General features: G+C 75.9%; 17 protein-coding genes. 4 read left to right on the forward strand and 13 right to left on the reverse strand.

Features of this window, described 5'->3' with window-relative positions; genetic code table 11:
* Positions 1 to 17: 17 nt before the first annotated feature.
* Genes ACI79X_RS14340 through ACI79X_RS14355 form a run of 4 tightly spaced genes read right to left on the reverse strand, consistent with a single transcriptional unit; the run spans position 18 to position 4739 of the window.
* Positions 18 to 830 (reverse strand): enoyl-CoA hydratase/isomerase family protein, encoded by an 813-nt coding sequence (locus tag ACI79X_RS14340; RefSeq protein WP_457026081.1) that lies wholly within the window; start codon positions 828 to 830, stop codon positions 18 to 20.
* 37 nt (positions 831 to 867) lie between these two features.
* Positions 868 to 1914: an LLM class F420-dependent oxidoreductase gene (locus ACI79X_RS14345; RefSeq protein ID WP_457026082.1), complete on the reverse strand. Its 1047-nt coding sequence runs from the start codon at positions 1912 to 1914 to the stop codon at positions 868 to 870.
* A 29-nt stretch (positions 1915 to 1943) separates the two neighbouring features.
* Entirely contained in the window at positions 1944 to 3572 is a 1629-nt protein-coding gene (locus ACI79X_RS14350) for a class I adenylate-forming enzyme family protein (RefSeq protein ID WP_457026083.1), read from the reverse strand.
* Between the two features lie 54 nt (positions 3573 to 3626).
* Positions 3627 to 4739, reverse strand: a complete 1113-nt coding sequence (locus tag ACI79X_RS14355) for a CaiB/BaiF CoA transferase family protein (protein ID WP_457026084.1) — start codon at positions 4737 to 4739, stop codon at positions 3627 to 3629.
* Positions 4740 to 4971: 232 nt separating this feature from the next.
* Here ACI79X_RS14355 and ACI79X_RS14360 point away from each other — a divergent pair, with 232 nt between their 5' ends.
* A complete protein-coding gene (locus ACI79X_RS14360) occupies positions 4972 to 6537 on the forward strand; it encodes a class I adenylate-forming enzyme family protein (RefSeq protein WP_457026136.1) in 1566 nt (521 codons plus the stop codon).
* Between the two features lie 70 nt (positions 6538 to 6607).
* Here the strand turns inward: ACI79X_RS14360 and ACI79X_RS14365 are convergent, their stop codons facing one another.
* Positions 6608 to 7369, reverse strand: coding sequence for an SDR family NAD(P)-dependent oxidoreductase (locus ACI79X_RS14365; RefSeq protein WP_457026085.1), 762 nt, complete (start codon positions 7367 to 7369; stop codon positions 6608 to 6610).
* A gap of 113 nt (positions 7370 to 7482) precedes the next feature.
* On the opposite strand from ACI79X_RS14365, the gene ACI79X_RS14370 reads away from it, so the two are divergent.
* The 3 genes from ACI79X_RS14370 to ACI79X_RS14380 all read left to right on the forward strand — a co-directional run bounded on the left by ACI79X_RS14370 (position 7483) and on the right by ACI79X_RS14380 (position 11418).
* A complete protein-coding gene (locus ACI79X_RS14370) occupies positions 7483 to 8787 on the forward strand; it encodes an acyl-CoA dehydrogenase family protein (protein ID WP_457026086.1) in 1305 nt (434 codons plus the stop codon).
* Positions 8784 to 10190: a phosphotransferase family protein gene (locus ACI79X_RS14375; RefSeq protein WP_457026087.1), complete on the forward strand. Its 1407-nt coding sequence runs from the start codon at positions 8784 to 8786 to the stop codon at positions 10188 to 10190. The genes ACI79X_RS14370 and ACI79X_RS14375 overlap by 4 nt, the downstream gene beginning before the upstream one ends.
* A gap of 85 nt (positions 10191 to 10275) precedes the next feature.
* Positions 10276 to 11418, forward strand: a complete 1143-nt coding sequence (locus tag ACI79X_RS14380; protein ID WP_457026088.1) for a thiolase family protein — start codon at positions 10276 to 10278, stop codon at positions 11416 to 11418.
* Positions 11419 to 11508: 90 nt separating this feature from the next.
* Here the strand turns inward: ACI79X_RS14380 and ACI79X_RS14385 are convergent, their stop codons facing one another.
* From ACI79X_RS14385 to ACI79X_RS14420, 8 genes are read right to left on the reverse strand one after another with little or no spacing between them, the layout of a single operon-like run.
* The gene (locus ACI79X_RS14385; protein WP_457026089.1) at positions 11509 to 12597 is read right to left on the reverse strand and encodes an MSMEG_0565 family glycosyltransferase; all 1089 of its coding nucleotides are present in this window, start codon (positions 12595 to 12597) and stop codon (positions 11509 to 11511) included.
* Positions 12594 to 13394 carry a carbon-nitrogen hydrolase family protein gene (locus ACI79X_RS14390; protein WP_457026090.1) on the reverse strand — a complete coding sequence of 267 codons (801 nt, stop codon included), beginning with the start codon at positions 13392 to 13394 and terminating at the stop codon, positions 12594 to 12596. Before ACI79X_RS14390 ends, ACI79X_RS14385 begins: the two co-directional genes overlap by 4 nt.
* Before the next feature lie 21 nt (positions 13395 to 13415).
* Positions 13416 to 14750, reverse strand: a complete 1335-nt coding sequence (locus ACI79X_RS14395; protein ID WP_457026091.1) for an MSMEG_0569 family flavin-dependent oxidoreductase — start codon at positions 14748 to 14750, stop codon at positions 13416 to 13418.
* The gene (locus ACI79X_RS14400) at positions 14743 to 15576 is read right to left on the reverse strand and encodes a carbon-nitrogen hydrolase family protein (protein WP_457026092.1); all 834 of its coding nucleotides are present in this window, start codon (positions 15574 to 15576) and stop codon (positions 14743 to 14745) included. Before ACI79X_RS14400 ends, ACI79X_RS14395 begins: the two co-directional genes overlap by 8 nt.
* Positions 15573 to 17006: an MSMEG_0567/sll0787 family protein gene (locus ACI79X_RS14405; protein ID WP_457026093.1), complete on the reverse strand. Its 1434-nt coding sequence runs from the start codon at positions 17004 to 17006 to the stop codon at positions 15573 to 15575. Before ACI79X_RS14405 ends, ACI79X_RS14400 begins: the two co-directional genes overlap by 4 nt.
* Positions 17007 to 17016: 10 nt before the next feature.
* Positions 17017 to 18057, reverse strand: a complete 1041-nt coding sequence (locus tag ACI79X_RS14410; RefSeq protein ID WP_457026094.1) for an MSMEG_0568 family radical SAM protein — start codon at positions 18055 to 18057, stop codon at positions 17017 to 17019.
* Positions 18058 to 18116: 59 nt separating this feature from the next.
* On the reverse strand, positions 18117 to 18674 hold the full coding sequence (locus ACI79X_RS14415; RefSeq protein ID WP_457026095.1) for an MSMEG_0572/Sll0783 family nitrogen starvation response protein: 558 nt from the start codon (positions 18672 to 18674) through the stop codon (positions 18117 to 18119).
* Between the two features lie 22 nt (positions 18675 to 18696).
* The gene (locus tag ACI79X_RS14420) at positions 18697 to 19536 is read right to left on the reverse strand and encodes an amidohydrolase family protein (protein WP_457026096.1); all 840 of its coding nucleotides are present in this window, start codon (positions 19534 to 19536) and stop codon (positions 18697 to 18699) included.
* Positions 19537 to 19712 lie beyond the last annotated feature (176 nt).

The raw sequence follows: 19712 nt of genomic DNA on the forward strand, positions 1-19712 counted from the left end.
GTCCCTCCCGGGGTGCCTCAGCGGCCGGTGAAGCGCGGGTCGCGCTTGTCGTGGAAGGCGGCGACGGCCTCGGCGAGGTCGTCGGTGGCGAAGTTGATCTGCTGGCTGCGCGCCTCGTCCTCCAGCGCCCGCTCCAGGCCGGTCTCGAAGGAGTCGGTGAGCATCCGCTTGGACTGCCGCATGGCCACCGGGGCGCCGCTCGCCAGCCGGGCGGCCAGCGCGGCCACCGCGGCGTCGAGCTCCGCCGCCGGGACCACCTCGCGCACCAGCCCGGCCTCGAGAGCCTCGGCGGCGCCGATGATGTCGCCGAGCAGCACGAGCTCCTTGGCCCGGCGCAGGCCGACCAGCCGGGGCAGCAGCCAGGAGCCGCCGAAGTCCACCGACATGCCGCGCCGCACGAAGATCTCGGAGAACCGCGCGCGGTCGCTGGCGACGACGAAGTCGCAGCCCAGGGCCAGGTTCATGCCGGCGCCCACGGCCACGCCGTCGACCCGGGCGATGGTCGGCACGGGCAGCCGGTGCAGCGCGAGGCACGCGTCGTTGACCTCGGCCATGCTCGCCATCGGCGCCGGTGGCCGGTCCTCGCGGGCGGAGAGGTCGGCGCCGGCGCAGAAGTCGGTGCCCTCGCCGGTGACCACGAGCACCCGCGCGTCGGACCGGCCGACCTCGACGAGCGTCTCGCGCAGCATCCGCCAGGCCCGTGGCGTCATCGCGTTCTTGCGCCGCGGGTTGGTCAGGGTGAGCGTGGCGACGTCGCCGTCGCGCGCGAGGGACACCGGCGGCGGCGGGCCCCCGTTGAGGGTGGCCGGGGCGGCCGGGGCGGTGGTCATCGGGCGGTCCTCCCGGGAGGGGTGGGGCGGGTGCCGGTCACAGGTCCAGCGCCAGCTGCTTGAGCTGCTCGACGGTGCGCAGCCGGTCGGCCCGGTCGGGCTGGACCAGGGAGGTGACGAGCGTGGTGACGCCGGCGTCGCGGAAGGCGGCCAGCCGCTCGGCGACCCAGCCGCGCGGGCCGACCAGCGAGGTGGCCGCGACCATCTCGTCGGGCACCGCGGCGGCGGCCTCGTTCTTGCGGCCGGACAGGTAGAGGTCCTGCACGGTGGCGGCGGCGTCCGGGTGGCCGTAGCGGACGGTGAGCTCGTTGTAGAAGTTCTTGCCGCGGGCGCCCATGCCGCCGATGTAGAGGGCGAGGTCGGCGCGCGACTGCTCGCGCAGACCCTCCAGCCCCTCCCCGATCGCGCAGGGGACGCCGACGCGCACGTCCAGCGGCCCGAGCGCCGGGTCCCGCCGGGCGAGGCCGGCGTCGACCGAGGCGCCCCAGGTCTCGCGGGCCTTCTCCGGCACGAAGAAGATCGGCTCCCAGCCCTCGGCGATCTCGGCGGTCATCTCGACGTTCTTCGGGCCGATCGAGGCCAGGGTGATCGGGATCCGCTCGCGCACCGGGGTGTTGATCAGCTTGAGCGGCTTGCCGAGGCCGGTGCCCTGGTCGGGCGGCAGCGGGATCGTGTAGTGCCGGCCCTCGTGGACGACGCGCTCGCGGCGCCACACCATCCGGCAGACCTCGACGATCTCCCGCAGCCGGGCCAGCGGCGCGTCGTAGCGGACGCCGTGGAAGCCCTCGACGACCTGCGGCCCGCTGGCGCCCAGGCCCAGGGTGAACCGGCCGTCGGAGACGAAGTCCAGTCCGGCCGCGGTCATCGCCGTCAGCGTCGGCGTCCGGGTGAGGGCCTGGAGGATGCCGCTGGTCAGCTCCATCCGCTCGGTGACCGCGGCCAGGTACCCGAGCTGGCTGACCGCGTCGAAGCTGTAGGCCTCGGCGATCGAGACCATGTCGAGGCCGGCCTTCTCCAGGTCGCCGATCTCCTGCGCGGCCTCCCGGAAGCCGCCGCTGTACTGCACCCGCATGCCGATGCGCATCGCGCCCGTCCCCTCTCCCCCGCGACCGGTCAGCGGGCGCCGGCGGGCTGCGCCGCCGCGTCCGGGCCGGGAGCGGGGCTCTCCACCGGTTCGGCCGGGAGGTCCCACAGCCGCAGCTCGCGCTTCAGGATCTTCCCGCTGGCGTTGGTCGGCATCGCCTCGATCAGCACGAGGTCGCGGGGCACCTTGTAGCGGGCCAGCCGCCCGCGGCAGTGCTCGGCGAGCTCGTCGGCCGTCACCGTGGCGCCGGTCCGCAGCGTGACGAAGGCGCGCACCGCCTCGCCCCAGTGCTCGTCGGGGACGCCGACGACGGCGGCCTGCGCGACGGCGGGGTGTTCGGCGAGCACGGTCTCGATCTCGAACGGGTAGATGTTCTCCCCGCCGCGGATGACCATGTCCTTGCTGCGCCCGTGCAGGTACAGGTAGCCCTCCTCGTCGAGGTAGCCCATGTCCCCGGCGCGGAACCAGCCGTCGCGGAAGGCCCGCGCGGTGTCCTCGGGCATGCCGAGGTAGCCGTCCATGACCATGTCGCTGCGGGTGGCCACCTCGCCGACGGCGCCCGGCGGCAGGTCGCGCATCTCCTCGTCGACGATGCGCATCGCCACGCCCAGGGAGGGCCGGCCGGCCGAGCGCAGCAGCTCCTCGCGGCCGGCGAGCGCGCGGCGGTGGTCCTCGGGGGTGAGCACCGACTGCAGGCCCGCCTCGGTGCCGGCGCCGAAGGCCTGCAGGAAGTCGCAGCGGAAGGTGTCGATCGCCCGGCGCAGCAGGGTCGGCGAGATGGGCGCCGCGCCGTAGGTGATGAGCTCCAGCCGGTCGTAGTCGTACGCGTCCACGCCGTCGAGCTGCAGGATGCTGCTGATCATCGTGGGCACGAGGAAGACGGCGTTGACACGGTCCTCGGCCATGAACCGGTGCACGGTGGCGGCGTCGAACTGCGGCAGCAGCAGGCTGGTGAACCCGCGGGTGATGCCGGCCAGCAGGCCCGAGACGCCGGAGACGTGGAAGGTCGGCGCCGCGCAGTAGCGGACGTCGTCCTCGCGCATCCGGTACTCGTTCAGGCAGATCGTGACCATGTTCTTGTGCATGCGCTGCGACTGCACGACGCCCTTGGGCAGGCCGGTGGTGCCCGAGGTGAAGGCCAGGGCGAACGGGTCGCCGTCGCGGCACACCACCGGCGGGACGACATCGTCGCCGGTGGCCAGGAGGGCCTCGTAGTCGCCGTCCGGCCCGTCGAACGTGACCGTCAGCCGCAGCGAGGGGTGGGCGGCGGCGACGCCGTCGAGCAGGCCGGCGTAACGGGCGTCGGAGAACAGCGCGGCCGGCTCCGACCGGCCCAGCAGCACGTCGACCTCGGGGCGGGTCAGCCGGTAGTTCAGCGGCACGAACACCGCGCCGGTCTTGGCGCAGGCGAGCACGACCTCCATGTAGCGGTGCGAGTCGAGGGCGAACAGCGCCACCCGGTCGCCGCGGCCGATGCCCTGCCGGGCCAGCGCCGAGACCAGCCGGTCGACGCGGGCGTCGGTCTCGGCGAAGGTCTGCGCGCCGCCGTCGGGGAAGAGGAAGGCGGGCTTGTCGGGGTGCCGCCGGGCGCTCAGCGGCAGCATCTCGCCGAGCGTGATGCCCAGCCCGTCGGGCCGCTGCGGGCCGTGCGTGTCCATCGGGGTCCTTCCTGCGTCGTTGCGGGAGGTGGTTGCGGTCCGGGCCGGGCGGGCTCAGCCGCCGAGCGCGGCGGCCTGCGCGGCGTCCAGGCCCCACTCGCCGAGGACGGCGGGGTCGCCCGCCGACGGCGCGCCGCCGACGGCGGCCGGCGTGCGGTCGAAGCGCGGCGCGGGCGCCGGCTGGGTCACCCCGCCCAGCTCGAGGAAGGCGCCGCGCTCGCGGGCCTGCGGGTGCCCGGCGGCCTCGCCCGGGGCGAGCACGGGGGCCACGCAGGCGTCGGTGCCGTCGAACACCGCGGTCCACTCGTCGCGGGTGCGGGTGCGGAAGGCCTTGGCGAACGCGGCGTGCACCTCGTCCCAGCCGTCGCGGTCGAGCTGGGCGGGCAGGTCGCCGGCGGCGATGCCGAGCCGGTCGAGCAGCAGCGCGTAGAACTGCGGCTCGATCGCCCCGACGGCCACGTGCCCGCCGTCGCTGGTCTCGTAGGTGCGGTAGAAGGGCGCCGCGCCGTCGAGCAGGTTGGCGCCGCGCTCGGGCGTCCAGGAGCCGGCGGCGAGCATGCCGTGCAGGGAGGCGGTGAGCAGCGCGGCGCCGTCGACCATCGCGGCGTCGACCACCTGGCCGCGGCCCGAGCGCCCGCGCTCGACCAGCGCGGCCAGCACGCCGGTGGCCAGCAGCAGCCCGCCGCCACCGAAGTCGCCGACCAGGTTCAGCGGCGGCACGGGCGGGCCGCCGCGGGTGCCGATCGGGAACAGCGCGCCGGCCAGCGCGATGTAGTCGATGTCGTGCCCGGCGGCCGCGGCGAGCGGGCCGGTCTGCCCCCACCCGGTCATCCGGCCGTAGACCAGCCCGGGGTTGCGCTCCAGGCAGACGTCGGGGCCGAGGCCGAGGCGCTCCATCACCCCCGGCCGGAAGCCCTCGACCAGCACGTCGGCGCGGTCGACCAGCGCCAGGACGGCGTCGCGGGCGGCCGGGTCCTTGAGGTCGGCGCCGACCGCGTGCCGGCGCCCGCGCAGCAGGACGTCGGTGTCCCGGGCCGGGACCGCGCCCGGGCGGTCGACCCGCACCACCTCGGCGCCGAGGTCGGCGAGGACCATGCAGGCGAAGGGAGCCGGCGCCAGGCCGGTGAACTCCACGACGCGGGTGCCCGCCAGGGGTCCCGAGGCCATCTGCCCTCCCGGTCGTTGCGGTGACGTCCGCTGGATGACGCTGACGTCAAGTTCACGCAGTCAAGCCGGACGGGCGGCGCGCTGTCAACGCCCCGCGGCGCGTCGCCCGGACGAGCACCGTCCGCAGTTGACGCCCTCCCGTCCGCGACGCTAGGAACACCTGATCCTGACGTCAATCCCGGCGGCGGCCCGGCCGCCGTACGGCCGTCCCCGGAGGTGATCCGTGCGGCCCATGACGCGCGCCGGCCAGTTCCTCGCCCTGTCCGCCGCCCGGCACCCCGACCGGCCCTGCCTGGTCTTCGGCGACGGCTCGTCGCGCAGCTTCGCCGAGACCGACCAGCGGGTCGACCGCCTCGTCGACGCCCTCGCCCGCGCCGGCATCGGCCACGGCGACCGGGTGGCGATCGTCGCCGTCGACGGCGGCGGCTACGTCGAGGTGCTGCTGGCGTGCATGCGCGCCGGCGTCACCTACGTGCCGCTGAACAACCGGCTCGCCGACGACGAGCTGCTCACCCTGCTGCGCCGGGCGGCACCGGCCGCGCTGTTCGCCAGCGAGCGCTACCTGCCCGCCGTCACGGCGCTGGCGCCGCAGGTGGACTCGGTGCGGCTGGTCTGCGCCTTCGACGGCCCGCTGCCCGGCGGGGTGGTCGGCTACGAGGACCTGCTGGCCTCCGGCGAGCCGGTGCGCACCGACGTGCCGGTGACCGACGACGACGCCCTCGGCCTCGCCTTCACCAGCGGCACGACCGGCCTGCCCAAGGGCGTGCTGCAGTCGCAGCGGATGGTCAAGGCGCTGTTCACGAACATGTCGATCGACTACGAGATCGCCCCCGACGAGTTCCGCTACACCGCCTCGCCGCTGTTCCACATCGCCGGGCAGGGCATGGTGCTCATGCACGTGTGGCGGGGCTTCCCCACGCTCGTGCTGCCGCAGTTCGACCCGGCCACCGTGCTGCGCTGGATGCAGGGCGGGCAGCTCACCGGCGCGTTCCTGGTGCCCACGATGATCAGCACGCTGCTCGAGCACCCCGACGTGCGCGCGGGCGACTACTCCTCGCTGCGCTCGATCATCTACGGCGGCGCCCCGATGTCGCCGGCCCTGCTGGAGCGGGCGATGGCCACCTTCGGCTGCGACTTCATCAACGCCTTCGGCGCGGCCACCGAGGGCGGCCTGCAGTCGGTGCTCGGCTCGGCCGACCACCGGCGCGCCGCGGCCGGCGCCACGCACCTGCTCGGCTCGATCGGCAAGCCCGCCTACGGCGTGGAGCTCAGGATCTGCGACGAGACCGGCCGGGAGGTGCCGCGCGGGGAGGTCGGGGAGATCGTCACCCGCTCCGACGCGGTGATGAACGGCTACCTCGAGATGCCCGACCAGACCGCCGAGGCCATCCGCGACGGGTGGTTCTGGGGCGGCGACCTCGCCCGCATGGACGACGAGGGCTACCTCTACCTGGCCGGCCGCTCGAAGGACATGATCATCCGCGGCGGGGAGAACGTCTACCCCGTGGAGATCGAGTCGGTGCTGGCCGACCACCCGTCGGTCGCGCAGGTCGCCGTCGTCGGCCGGCCCGACGACCACTGGGGCGAGGTCGTCGTCGCGGTGGTGACCGGCGACCCGGGCGGGCCGGCGCCGGACCCGGAGACGCTGCGCGAGCACTGCCGGGGCCGGCTGGCCGCCTACAAGGTGCCCGCCGAGGTCGTCGTCGTGCCGGAGATGCCGCTGAACGCCAGCGGCAAGATCCTCAAGCGCCGGCTGCGCGAACAGCTCCGCGAGGCCGCCGCGCTCCCCGTGCCCTAGAGGCATAGGACGCCATCCGCACGTCCCGGGCACCAGGACGTGCGGATAGCTTCCTATGCCGTGACCCTGCTCAGCGGGGGGCCATGCGGATGGCGCCGTCGAGCCGGATCGTCTCCCCGTTGAGCATCGGGTTCTCCACGATCGCCTGCACCAGCGCCGCGTACTCCGCGGGACGGCCGAGCCGGCTCGGGTGCGGCACCTGCGCGCCGAGGGAGTCGCGCGCCTCCTGCGGCAGCTGGCCGAGCAGCGGCGTCTCGAACAGCCCCGGGGCGATGGTGACCACGCGGACCTGCAGCGAGGCGAGGTCGCGGGCGACCGGCAGGGTCATGCCGACGATGCCGCCCTTGGACGCCGAGTAGGCCGCCTGCCCGATCTGCCCGTCGAAGGCGGCCACCGAGGCGGTGTTGACGACGACGCCGCGCTCGCCGTCGACCGGCTCGGTGCGCGCGATCGCCTGCGCGCCCAGCCGCAGCACGTTGAACGTGCCGATCAGGTTGACCTCGACCACGCGGCGGAAGGCGTCGAGCGGGAACGGCCCGTCCCGGCCGACCGTGCGGATCGCGTTGCCGATGCCCGCGCAGTTGACCACCGCGCGCAGCGGGCCGCGCTCCTCGGCGGCGGCCACCGCCTCGGCCACCTGCTCCTCGCTCGTGACGTCGCCGGCCACGAAGGTCACCGCCCCGCCGAGCCGCTCGGCGACCGCCTTGCCCTGCGACGACGGCAGGTCGACCATCACCGCCTCCGCACCCGCACCCACCAGGCGCTCGACCGTCGCCAGGCCCAGCCCGGAGGCGCCCCCGGTCACCAGCACCGTCATGCCCGAGACGTCCACGTCCCACTCCCTCTACTCGTCCGACCGACGGGCCGTGGATAGTCGACGTTGACGTCAAGTGTCAACGCTGTCATGGTCGGGGGGACCGGCACCGGTGCCGGACAGGAGGCCGCATGACCACGCTCGACCAGCCCGCCCGCGCCGCGGCGGACGGGGCCCTGCCCGGCTCCTCGCTGCCGCCGCGGCTGACCGCGGTCCTCGACGAGCTCGACGCCTTCGTGGCCGCCGAGATCGAGCCGCTGGAGCAGCAGGACGACAACGTCCGCTTCTTCGACCACCGCCGCGAGTTCGCCCGCACCGACCTCGAGGCCGGCGGCGTCCCGCGCGCGGAGTGGGAGGAGCTGCTCGGCGAGGTCCGCCGGCGTGCCGACGCCGCGGGCTGGCTGCGCTACGCGCTGCCGGCCGAGCTGGGCGGGCGCGACGGCGGCAACGTCGACATGGCCGTCATCCGCGAGCACCTGGCCCACCGCGGCCTGGGCCTGCACAACGACCTGCAGAACGAGCACAGCGTCGTCGGCAACCTGGTCATGCCGCACCTGCTGCACCTGTTCGGCAGCGCCGAGCAGCGCGAGGAGTTCGTCGAGCCGCTGATCACCGGCGAGCGGCGGATGTCCTTCGCGCTCACCGAGCCCGAGCACGGCAGCGACGCCACGTGGATGGAGACCCGCGCCGTCCGGCACGGCGACGACTGGATCATCACCGGCCGCAAGCGCTGGATCACCGGCGTGCACACCGGCACCCACCTGCTCGTCTTCGCCCGCACGTCGGGCACCCCGGGGCAGGCCCGCGGGATCACCGCGCTCGTGGTCCCCATCGACGCGCCGCGGCTGTCGGTGCCGCAGTTCTGGTGGACGCTCAACATGCCCACCGACCACGGCGAGGTCGTCCTCGACGGCGTCCGGGTGCCGGGCTCCGCGGTGCTCGGCGCCGAGGGCGAGGGCCTGGCCGTGGCGCAGACCTTCGTGCACGAGAACCGGATCCGGCAGGCCGCCTCCGGCGTGGGCGCCGCGCAGTTCTGCATCGACCGGTCGGTGGAGCACGCCCGCAGACGGCACACGTTCGGCAAGCCGCTGGCCGGACGTCAGGCGATCCAGTGGCCGCTGGTGGAGCTGCACACCGAGGCGGAGCTGGTGCGCACGCTCATCCGCGCCACCGCGGCCGACCTCGACGGGCTCACCGCCCGCGGCGAGCCCGCGGTGACCATCGGCCACCGGGTGTCCATGTGCAACTACCGCGGCAACCGGCTGGTCTGCGACGCCGCCGACCGGGCCATGCAGGTGCACGGGGGCATGGGCTACTCGCGGCACCTGCCCTTCGAGCACATCTACCGGCACCACCGCCGGTACCGGATCACCGAGGGGTCCGAGGAGATCCAGATGCGCCGGGTCGCGGGACACCTGTTCGGCTTCCTGCGGTGACCGGCACGCTCGCCTCCCCCGGCACGTCCACCGACGGGCTCGCCGGCGCGCTCGCCGCGCGGCTCACCCACCGGCTGGGCCGCCCGGTCGCCGTCGAGGGGCTGACGCGGCTGACCGGCGGCGCCAACCGGGAGACCTGGGCGTTCACCGCCGACGACGGCGGCACCCGGCGCGAGCTGGTGCTGCGCGGTGGGCACTCCACCGGCGGCCGCCCGGTGGCCGTGGAGGCCGCCGCGATCGCCGCCGCCGCGCGGGCCGGCGTGCCGGTGCCCGACCTGGTCGACGTCGGCACCGGCGAGGACGCGCCCGGGCTGCCCGCGGAGTACCTGCTCATGGGCCGGGTCGACGGCGAGACGATCCCCCGCCGGCTACTGCGCGGGGAGGCCTACGCGGCGGCGCGGTCGGGGCTCGCCCGCGAGCTCGGCGCCGTCCTCGCCCGGCTGCACGCCGCGCCGCTCGACGGGCTGGACCGGGTGCCCGCCGTCGGCGACCCGCTCGAGCGGCTGACGTCGTCCTTCCTCGTCGACGGCGACCCGCCGCCGCCCGGGCTCGCGCTGGGCCTGCGGTGGCTGCGGGAGAACCGCCCGCCCGCGCACGGACCGGTGCTCGTGCACGGCGACTTCCGCATGGGCAACCTCATGGTCGGCCCCGACGGGTTGCGCGCGGTGCTCGACTGGGAGCTGGTGCACCGCGGCGACCCGCTGGAGGACCTCGGCTGGTGCTGCGCCAAGGTCTGGCGCTTCGGCTCGGCGCTGCCGGCCGCGGGCACCGGCACCCGGCGTGACCTGCTCGACGGGTACGCGGCGGTCGCCGGCTGGCGTCCCACCGCGGCCGAACTGCACTGGTGGGAGCTGCACGCCACCGTCCAGTGGGGCCTGATGTGCCGGGCGATGACCGAGCGCCACCTGTCGGGCGCCGAGCCGTCGGTGGAACTCGCCGCGATCGGCCGGCGGGCCGCCGAGCAGGAGTTCGACGTGCTGCTCGCCCTCGGCCTCGACCGTCCCGACGCCACCGCCCCGGAGGAGGCCGGCGGCGACGACGACCTGCTGTTCGGCCGGCCCACCGCGGCGGAGCTCGCGGCGGCGGTCGGGGGCTTCCTGGGCGGGGAGGTGCGCGGGGCGACGTCCGGGCGGACGTCGTTCCACGCGCAGGTGGCGGCCAACGTGGTCGCCACCGTCCGGCGCGAGCTGCTGCTGGGCGACGGCGCCCGCGCGCGGCGGCGGGCCCGGCTGGCCGGCCTCGGCGTGGCCGACGACGCGGCGCTGTCCGAGGCGATCGCCGACGGCTCGCTGGACGACCGCTGGGACGACGTGGTGGCCGCCGTGCGCGAGGGCGTGCGCGACCGCCTGCGGGTGGCCAACCCGCGGCACCTCGCCGTGCCCGACGCGGCCGGCGAGGGATGACACCAGGAGTGACCCGGCCGGCCGGCCGGCGTGCACGAGGACGGGCCGGCGGCCGACGCCGGCACGACGACGAGAGGGACCAGACATGCGTGACGCGGTGATCGTGGAGGCGGTGCGCACGCCGGTGGGCAAGCGCAACGGCGGGCTGTCCGGGGTGCACCCGGTGGACCTGTCGGCGCACGTGCTGAACGCCCTGGCGGAGCGGGCCGGCCTCGACCCGGCCGGCGTGGACGACGTCATCTGGGGCTGCGTGTCCCAGGTGGGCGAGCAGACGATGGACATCGCCCGCACCTCGGTGCTGGCGGCGGGCTGGCCCGAGTCGGTGACCGGCGTGACGGTCGACCGGCAGTGCGGCTCGTCGCAGCAGTCGGTGCACTTCGCGGCCGCCGGGCTGGTGGCCGGGCAGTACGACGTCGTCGTCGCCGGTGGCGTGGAGTCGATGTCGCGGGTGCCGATGGGCGCCTCGTCGGCGGGCGCGGACCCGATGGGGCCGCGGTTCACGGAGCGCTACGGCGTCGCTCCCAACCAGGGCATCGGGGCGGAGATGATCGCGGAGCGCTGGGGCTTCACCCGCCGGCAGCTCGACGAGTTCTCGGTGGGCAGCCACGAGAAGGCCGCGGCCGCGCAGGACGAGGGCCGCTTCGACGCCCAGATCGCGCCGGTGACCACGCCCGACGGCACCGTCGTCAGCCGGGACGAGGGCATCCGGCGCGGATCGACGGTGGAGACCCTCGGCGGGCTGAAGACGCCGTTCAAGGCCGACGGCGTGATCAGCGCGGGCAACGCCTCGCAGATCTCCGACGGGTCCGCGGCGCTGCTCATGACGACGTCGGAGAAGGCCCGCGAGCTGGGGCTGCGCCCGATCGCGCGGGTGCACACCGCGGTGCTGGCCGGCGCCGACCCGGTGATCATGCTGACCGCGCCGATCCCGGCCACGCAGAAGGCGCTGGCGAAGTCGGGGTTGTCGATCGACGAGATCGGCGCCTTCGAGGTGAACGAGGCGTTCGCGCCGGTGCCGCTGGCCTGGCTGGCCGACATCGGGGCCGACGAGAAGTCGCTCAACCCGAACGGCGGGGCGATCGCCCTGGGGCACCCGCTCGGCGGCTCGGGCGCGCGGATCATGACGACGCTCGTGCACCACATGCGCGACAACGGCATCCGCTACGGCCTGCAGACCATGTGCGAGGGCGGCGGCCAGGCCAACGCCACCATCCTCGAGCTCCTCTGACTCGGCCGGGTCCGCCTCCCGCGCTCGGGAGGCGGACCCGGCCCTGGGCGCATCGCCGGCGCCCGGAGGGGCCGATGGCGCCACGAAGGCCTACAGGGACGCGTAGAAGCGCAGGTGGGCCTCGGCGGCGGCGTCCCAGGTGTGCCGGGCGGCCAGCTCCTCCCCCGCGGCCCGCACCGCCGGGTCGCGCCCGCCCGCCGCGGCCAGCAGCTCCGTGGCCAGCGCGGCGGGGTCGCCGGCGAAGCGGGCGGCGCCGCCGAACACCTCGCGCAGCACCGGCAGGTCGCGGGTCACCAGCGGCACCCCGGCCGCGAGCGCCTCCATGGCGGCCAGCCCGAAGCCCTCCTTGGTCGAGGGGAAGGCGAAGACGTCGGCCGCGGCCACCAGCGCGGGCAGCTGGTCGTGCGCCACCGGCCCGAGCACCACGGGGTAGACGCCGAGCTCCTGCGCCCGCGCCTCCACCCGCTCCCGGTAGCCGCGGTGGTCGAACAGCGTCTCCCCGCCGGCCACCACCAGCGACAGCTCCGGCCGCGCCCGCTGCACCGCCGCCATCGCCTCCACCAGGTCGAGCGTGCCCTTGCGCGGCTCGATCCCGCCCACGGCCAGCGCGTACGGGCCCAGCCGCGCCCGCCAGCGGTTGCGCGCGGCGGCGCCCTCCGGAGCGGCGGCCGCGGCGAACCGGGCGGCGTCGACGCCGTTGGGGATGACCGTCGCCGTCCGCCCGTACCCGGCCGCCACCTCGGCGGCGACGGCGGCGCTCACGCACACCAGCGCCGAGGGCCGGCGCACCGCGCGGTCGTGGCAGGCGACCAGTTCGGGCGTGGTGAACGCGTCGAGGTGGTGCACGGTGCGCACGCAGTCGGCGACGGCGTTGGCGCTGATGCAGTCCTGCGCGTGCACGACGTCGTAGGGCCCGCCCGCGGTGGCGAACGCCGCGCCCAGCTCCTCGATCGAGCGCAGGATCCGCGCGCCGACGTCCTCCCCCGGCCGGTCGGGGAAGGGCACCAGGCACACCCGGACGGCGGGGTCGACGGCACGGAAGAAGCCGGCGTCGCCGCCGCGGCCCAGCGACCAGACCGTGACGTCGCACCCCGCGCGGGCCAGCGCCTCGGCGAGCGCGAGCGTGTGCACGACACCGCCGCGCGGGCGCGTCGAGTAGGTCAGCAGCGCCACCCTCACCGGTAGGCCTCCGGTCGTCGCTCGCGCAGGTGGGACAGGACGGTGCGGGCCCGCGACACCTCGGCGGCGACGTCGAGCTCGGCCAGCGCCAGCCCGGCCTTCGCCCAGGTGCGGGCCAGCACGTCACCGCCCGGGCCGACCACCTTCGCCTGGCCGAGGAACCGCAGCCGGCCCATCGACGCCGTCTGGTTCGCCGACACCCACACCACCTGGTTCTCCGCGGCGCGGGCACAGTCGTAGAGGTCGAACAGCCGGGACTGGCGGTCCTGCACCAGCCGCGGCGCCCGGTCGGTGAGGCTGGCCGGCCAGGCCGACAGGCAGGCGACCAGCAGCGCGCCGTCGGCGGCCAGGGTGCGGGCGGCCTCGGGGAAGGTCTTGTCGTAGTCGACGAGCATGCCGATGCGCCCGAGCGGGGTGTCGAAGGCGGCGAACCGGTCGCCGGCCCGGTAGGCGGTGCGCTCGCCGGCGGGCTGGTGGACCTTGCGGTGCCGGCCGAGGACGCCGTCGCCGTTCAGGCAGACGGCGGCGTTGAAGTGCAGGCCGTCGGCGACCTCCCGGTAGCCGACGCACACCACCATGTCCTCCGCGGTGGCCGCGACCCGCTCCAGCTCGGGGGCGTCCTCGGGCAGCGCGGGCGGCAGCTCGCCGGCGTCGGTGCCGGACAGGTCGCCCAGGTAGCCGCCGAGGGTGGCGTCGGGGAAGACGAGCAGCTCGACGTCGCGCGAGCGGGCCGCGGCCACGATCGTCTCCACCTTGGCCAGGCACTGCTCGAGGTCGCGGCCGAAGTGCGCCGCCACCGCCGCCACCCGCACGGGAGCTCAGCCCACGGTCGGCGCGGGGCCGGCGGCGGCCAGCGCGAGCTCGCGGTCCAGCACGGGGCCGGGAGGGCCGCCCAGCCGCACGGCGACGTGCTCGGCCAGGTACTCCGCGTCCCGCGCCACCCCGGAGAACCGCCCCGACCCCCAGGTGTGCAGCCACGGCAGCCCCAGCACCGACAGCCCGGGCACGCTGGTCACCCCGCGCACGTGGGTCGGGTAGCCGCGGCCGTCGAACGCCGGCAGCCGCACCCAGCTCCAGTCGCTGGTGAACCCGGTGCACCAGACGACGGCGGCGATCCCCGTGGCGTCCAGCGTCGTCGGCGCGTCCGGCCCGGGCGCCCACACCGGCGTGTAGCGGGCCTCCTCGGGCGCGTCGATGCCCTCGGCGGCGATGAACCGGTCGACGGCGTCGAGCACGTCCTGGTTGACCCGGTCCGCGGAGTCGAGGTTGGCCGCGAGGTCGTCGGCGAAGGTGAGCGTGGCGCCGGAGAGCCCCTGCAGCACGCCGTACAGGCGCATCCCGTCGCGGGCGAAAGCGCGCAGGTCGATGTCGCGCCCGCCGTCGCGGCCGGTGACGTAGTGGTTGGTGCCCAGCCGGGCGGCCTCGCCGTCGCGGTGCTCGGTGACCGGCATGTCGTAGTGACCCATGTCCGACAGCCACGCGACGACGTCGCGGCCCCGGTAGGACCGGTTGACCCGCGGCGCCCGGCCCACGGCCAGGTGCACCCGGCGCCCGGCCAGGTGCAGGTCCTCGGCGATCTGCGCGCCCGACTGCCCGGTGCCCACGACGAGCACCTCGCCGTCCGGCAGTTGCGCCGGGTTGCGGTACCGCCCCGAGTGCACCTGGACGACGTGGGCCGGCAGCTGCGACGCCCACCCGGGGACGACGGGCCGGTGGTAGCCGCCGGTGGCCAGCACGACGTGCTCCGCGGCGAGCGGGCCGGCCGTCGTCGTGAGGGTGAACCCGCCGCCGGGCGCGGCGTCGAGCCGCTCGACGGCGGTGTGCTCGAGCACCGGCGGGTCGAAGGACGCGGCGTAGCCGCGGACGTAGGCGACGATCTCGTCCCGGACCATGAACCCGTCGGGGTCGTCGCCGCGGTAGGGCCAGCCGGGCAGCCGGCACTGCCAGTTCGGCGTGACCAGGCAGAACGTGTCCCAGCGGGCGTCGGACCACTCGTGCGCCACGGTCTCCCGCTCCAGCACGACGTGCTCGATCCCGCGCCGCCGCAGGTGCCAGGACATCGACAGCCCCGCCTGCCCCCCGCCGACGACCGCGACCGGCACGGACGCCGGGAACGGGACGCGGGGCGTTCCCCAGCTGGTGAGGTCAGACACCGGCGAGCACCCCGTAGGCGTCGGGACGGCGGTCGCGCAGGTGGCCCATCGAGCGGCGGGCGCCGTCCAGCAGCGCGCGGACGTCGACGTCGGCCACGGCCGTGCCCTCGCCGACGCCGGTGGTGGCCAGCACGTCGCCGCCGGGGCCGACCACCTTGGCGCTGGCCACGAACCGCAGCGAGCCGAACGTGCCCGACTGGTTGGCCGACACCCACACCACCTGGTTCTCCAGCGCGCGGGCCTGGTCGAACAGGTCGAAGCGGCGGGTCCAGCGGTCGGCGGCGAGGTCGGGACTGGTCGCGGTGCGCGCGGCCGGCCAGGCGGACATGCAGACGACCACCTCGGCGCCGTCGAGCGCGAGCGTGCGGGCGGCCTCGGGGAAGGCCTTGTCGTAGCAGATGAGCATGCCGATCCGGCCGACCGGCGAGTCGAAGGCGCGGAACCCCTCGCCCGCCGCGTAGCTGGCGTTCTCCCCCAGCGGCTGGTGGACCTTGCGGTGCACGCCGAGGACGCCGTCGCCGGTGACCGCGACGGCGGTGTTGTACCGGGAGGTGCCGTCGGACTCGCAGAACCCGGCGGTCACCACCATGTCGCCGGCGAGCTGGGCGAGCAGCGCCACCTCGGGGCCGTCCACCTCCAGCGCCGGCGGCAGGTCCGGCGTCCCGTCCCCGCTGAGGTCGGCGAGGTAGCCGCCGAGGGTGGCCTCGGGCAGGGCGAGCAGCTGGACGCCGCGGGCCCGGGCGTCCTCGATGAGCCGCCCGATCCGGGCGAAGGCGGCCTCCAGGTCGCGCCCGAAGGGCGCGGCGACCGCGGCGAGAGTGGTCACGCTGCTTCTCCTGTGGCTGGGCCGAGTCCGGTGACGGACCCGGGGAGGGCGGGGGTGAGGGAGCCGTCGGGCCAGCGCAACCGCACGCCGGAGCCGGGGACGAGCTCACCGCAGACGGCGGTGGTCGCGGGGCCGGCCGGGGCGACCGGGCGGCCCGGGGCGTCGGCGGTGAGGAAAGCGGTGCCGGGGAAGCAGGTGGCCCAGTCGCCGGCCGTGGCGCCGGCGGGCCGGGGGACGGCGGCGACGTCGAGGACGGCGCCGCAGCCGCTGGCCTCGGCGAGCATGCCGAGGGTGCCGACGAGCCCGGCCATGCTCACGTCCTTGGCCGCCGCGGGCGCGGTGCGGGCGACGACCGACCCCATCAGCCGCAGCTCCTCCCGGGTGCGGCCGCTGGTGGAGTCCCACTGCCGGCCGGTGTGCCCGCGCCGCCACCCGCCGCCGAGGTCGGCGGTGAGCGAGACGGCGTGCCCGGGGCGCCCGCCGCCGGCGGGGACGGGGCGGCCGGCGCGGCCGAGCGCGGTGACGCCCAGCGCCGCCGGGACGCCGACCTGCGTGTGCCCGCCGAGCACGGGCACGCCCCACGCGTCCGCGGCGGCGCGCAGGCCGGCGAGCACGCGGGCGACGAACGAGGCGTCCCGCCCGGCGACGGCGTCGAGCAGCCCGAGGGGCGCCGCGCCCATGGCGGAGAGGTCGTTGACGTTCACCAGCACGCCGCACCAGCCGGCCCACGCGGGGTCGCGCTCGACCATCGACGGCAGGATCGCGTCGCACGCGGCGACGACGTCGGTGCCGGGCACGGGGGCGCCGTCGTCGCCGACGAAGCCGGCCCCGCCGAGGTGCAGGCCGGCCAGCAGGCCACCGAGCGGCGCCTTGGTCGCCCGCACGAGCGCGGTCAGCCGGCCGACCGGCCAGGTGACCGTGGTGTGCGGTGCGCCGCCGACCTCCGCCGCCCCGGTTCCCCGCCAGCCGAGCCGGGTGAACAGCCGCAGGACGCGGTCCTGCACGGTGGCGTCGAAGCGCAGCGCCCCGGCGGCCTCGGCGTGCGCGCAGGCGGCGGCGACGAGCGCCGCGCCCGTGCCGTGCGGCGCGCCGGGCCGGACGACGAGCCGGGAGCCGGTCCACCAGCCGACGTCGGGCGCACCGGGGTCGACCGGGCCGAGCCGGACGCCGCCGAGCACCGTCCCGCCTGTTCCACGTGCAACCAGCACCACGCAGCGCGGGTCGTCGTCGGCGGCGTCGAGGTCGCTGCCGGCGAACAGGCCCTGCTCCTCGACGAACGCCGCGTGGCGCAGCGCGCGGTGCGCGGCGACGCCGTCCGGCCCGGCCTCCTCCACCCGCCACGGCGGGGCGGGGGCGGCGAGCCGGTGGTCGACGAGCAGCACGCTGCGCTCGAGGCTGGCCAGCTCCTCCGCGCTGAGCGCCGTCCTCATGCCGCCGTCCTCATGCGCCGGCCGCCGGGAGAGCGGAGCAGGCGCCGCAGGCCGCGCACCCGGCGCCCTGGTCGGCGCCGCGCATGGAGCGGGCGCGCAGGCCGGCGGCGACCCGGCGGGTCACGTCGTCGAGCACGACCGGGTCGGGTGCGCCCACGCCGTCGGCCACAGCGAGGGTGCCGGCCAGCGGCCGGTAGGGGACGACGAACGGGTAGACGCCGCGGTCGGCGAGCCGCAGCGCGCCGGCGACCAGCTCGTCGGGGTCCTCGCCGAGGCCGACGAGCAGGTAGGTGGAGACGCGGTTGCGGCCGAAGACCCGCACCGCCTCGTCCCACGCGGCGTCGTACTGGCCCATCGGCACGGTGGCCTTGCCGGGCATCCAGCGGCGCCGGACGTCGTCGTCGAGGCTCTCGACGTGGATGCCGATGGCGGTGGCACCGGCGTCCCTCAGCTCACCGATCGCGTCCAGGTCCTCGGGGGCCGGCGGCTCGCACTGCACCTGGACGGGCAGGCCGGGGACGGCGGCGGTCACCGCCCGCACGCAGCGGGCGAGGTGGCGGGCGCCGCGGTCGCGGCCGTTGGTGGTGCCGGTGGTCATCACCACCTGCCGGACGCCGTCGAGCCGGACGGCGGCCTCGGCGACCTCCGCCAGCTGCGCCGGCGACTTGACCGCGGTGGTGGAGCCGGCGGCCAGCGACGCCTCGATGGCGCAGAACCGGCAGCGCTGGTCCTCGGCGTAGCGGACGCAGGTCTGCACCACGGTGGTGGCCAGCACGTCGCGCCCGTGCAGCCGGGCGATCCGCTCGTACGGGACGCCGTCGGCGGTGGTGAGGTCGTAGAAGGCGGGCCGGCGCACCGGCGTCGCCTCGAGGCCCAGGTCGGCACCGTCGAGGAGCAGCCGGCCGCCGGAGATCGAGTAGGGGCTGTCGGGGTTCACCGGCAGCGCGGTCGGGACGCCGTCGAGGAGCACGTGCCCGTCGTCGCTGGGCCCGGCGCCGGCGCGGCGGGAGACGGGGGCGTCGACCCGGACCCCGAGGATCGCGACGTCCACGCGGGTGCCCACCCGCGTCGGAGCGCGCCCTGGGGTCGCGGTCCCCGGGGCCGCCGTCATCAGAGGTTGTAGGTGGAGTTGATGATCGCGCCCTTGCGCGCGTAGTGGATCAGCGCGTCCTGGACGTCGAGCGGGTGGCACGGGATGCAGCCGGCGATGAGGTCCTCCTCGCGCAGGCCGTGCAGCGAGAGCCCGAACCGGCAGACGTAGACCGTGCCGCCCTCCTCGATGAACCGCTCGATCTGGGTGTTGATGTTGTGCTCGCCGGGGAAGGCGGAGTCGCCGGTGGTGGGGAAGCCGCGGGTGGCCATCGCGTTCATCGCGGCCGGGCCGTAGAAGTAGAGGACCGACTCGTAGCCCTTGCGCAGCGCCCGCAGCGCCTGCAGGCACGCGACGAAGCTGACCGAGGACTCGTGCGCGATGCCGTGGACGAGCGTGAAGTAGGACTCGCCCTCGCCGGCCTGGTAGTCGGGGAAGATCTTGGTCGAGCCGTAGAGGTTGCTGCCCGGCGGGAGCGAGGGGTGCGGGATCTCGGCGAGGCTCGTCCGCTGGTTCGCCTCGAGGTCCTCGTCGGAGATGAGCGGCGTGCCGGTGGTGGCGGGCAGGGTCTGGGTCACGGTGCGGCTCCCTTGGTCGGTGTCAGAGGTCGTGCAGGGACTCGAAGTTGGCCCGGAAGAAGAGGTCGGCGAGCTCGCCGTCGCCGGTGGCCGCGGCCAGCCGGGCGGACTCGCCCTCGAAGTCGCCCCAGGGCTGGTCGGAGGCGAACAGGACGCGGTCGGCGCCGATCCCGTGGCGCTCGATCTCGCGGGCGAACCAGCGCGGGGCGAAGCCGATCGCCCAGCTGGTGTCGGTGTAGACGCGCTTGCCCTCGGCCACCCAGGCGAAGAAGCGCTGCCCGATGAGCTTGATGTGGCCGCTCATCCCGCCGCCCATGTGCACGAGGTGGACGGCGACGTCGTCGGCGTAGCGGTCGACCAGCGTGCCGACCTCGTCGAGGTCGCTGGCCGCGCCGGGGCTGGTGTGCACGTGGACGACGAGGCCGTGCGCGCGGGCCGCGCCGAAGATCGCGTCGAGCTGGGGGCGGCAGTCGTCGTCGCCGGCCCGGCCGCCGAGCAGGAAGGAGAGCTTGAGGGCCCGGACGCCGCGCTCGCCGGCCAGCGCCAGCGCCTTCTCGGTGGCGGCGGCGTCCTGCGGGCGGGGGCTGGTCCAGAGCCCGGCGACGACGCGGTCGTCGCGCTGGGCGGCCTCGACGACGAGGTCGTTGAGCGCGAAGGACGTCGACGGGTCGGGGACGCCGTAGTTCGGGATGACGAGCGCGCGCTCGGTGCCCTCGCGGTCGAGGTCGGCGAGGAGCTCGTCGACCGTGGCGCGGGCGGTCGTGTCGGGGTTGACCGGCGGCCCGCCGTAGAAGGGGTGTGCGGGGAGGACGCCGAGGTGGCGGTGCGCGTCGTGCACCCGCCAGCGGGTCGGCGTCGTCATGGCGAGAACCCTGGCGGGCTCCCGTTGCCCCCTGGTGACGTCCGGAACGAGTTCTCGTTTCCGGATCGGGCGCGCCGCTGACCTGCTGTTTCCGGTCGGTTGCCGGACCCGCACGGGCCTGCGGGTCGCCGGGGTTCCCCGCGCACCGCCGGTCCTGCAGGACGGTCAACGCACGA

This window comes from Geodermatophilus sp. SYSU D01119, assembly GCF_054049975.1.

What these genes read in the sequence shown, in the direction of transcription:
- ACI79X_RS14340 (WP_457026081.1), bottom strand. Translation starts at nt 830, where the DNA reads ATGACCACCGCCCCGGCCGCCCCGGCCACCCTCAACGGGGGCCCGCCG.
- ACI79X_RS14345 (WP_457026082.1), bottom strand. Translation starts at nt 1,914, where the DNA reads ATGCGCATCGGCATGCGGGTGCAGTACAGCGGCGGCTTCCGGGAGGCC.
- ACI79X_RS14350 (WP_457026083.1), bottom strand. Translation starts at nt 3,572, where the DNA reads ATGGACACGCACGGCCCGCAGCGGCCCGACGGGCTGGGCATCACGCTC.
- ACI79X_RS14355 (WP_457026084.1), bottom strand. Translation starts at nt 4,739, where the DNA reads ATGGCCTCGGGACCCCTGGCGGGCACCCGCGTCGTGGAGTTCACCGGC.
- ACI79X_RS14360 (WP_457026136.1), top strand. Translation starts at nt 4,972, where the DNA reads ATGACGCGCGCCGGCCAGTTCCTCGCCCTGTCCGCCGCCCGGCACCCC.
- ACI79X_RS14370 (WP_457026086.1), top strand. Translation starts at nt 7,483, where the DNA reads ATGACCACGCTCGACCAGCCCGCCCGCGCCGCGGCGGACGGGGCCCTG.
- ACI79X_RS14380 (WP_457026088.1), top strand. Translation starts at nt 10,276, where the DNA reads ATGCGTGACGCGGTGATCGTGGAGGCGGTGCGCACGCCGGTGGGCAAG.
- ACI79X_RS14405 (WP_457026093.1), bottom strand. Translation starts at nt 17,006, where the DNA reads ATGAGGACGGCGCTCAGCGCGGAGGAGCTGGCCAGCCTCGAGCGCAGC.
- ACI79X_RS14420 (WP_457026096.1), bottom strand. Translation starts at nt 19,536, where the DNA reads ATGACGACGCCGACCCGCTGGCGGGTGCACGACGCGCACCGCCACCTC.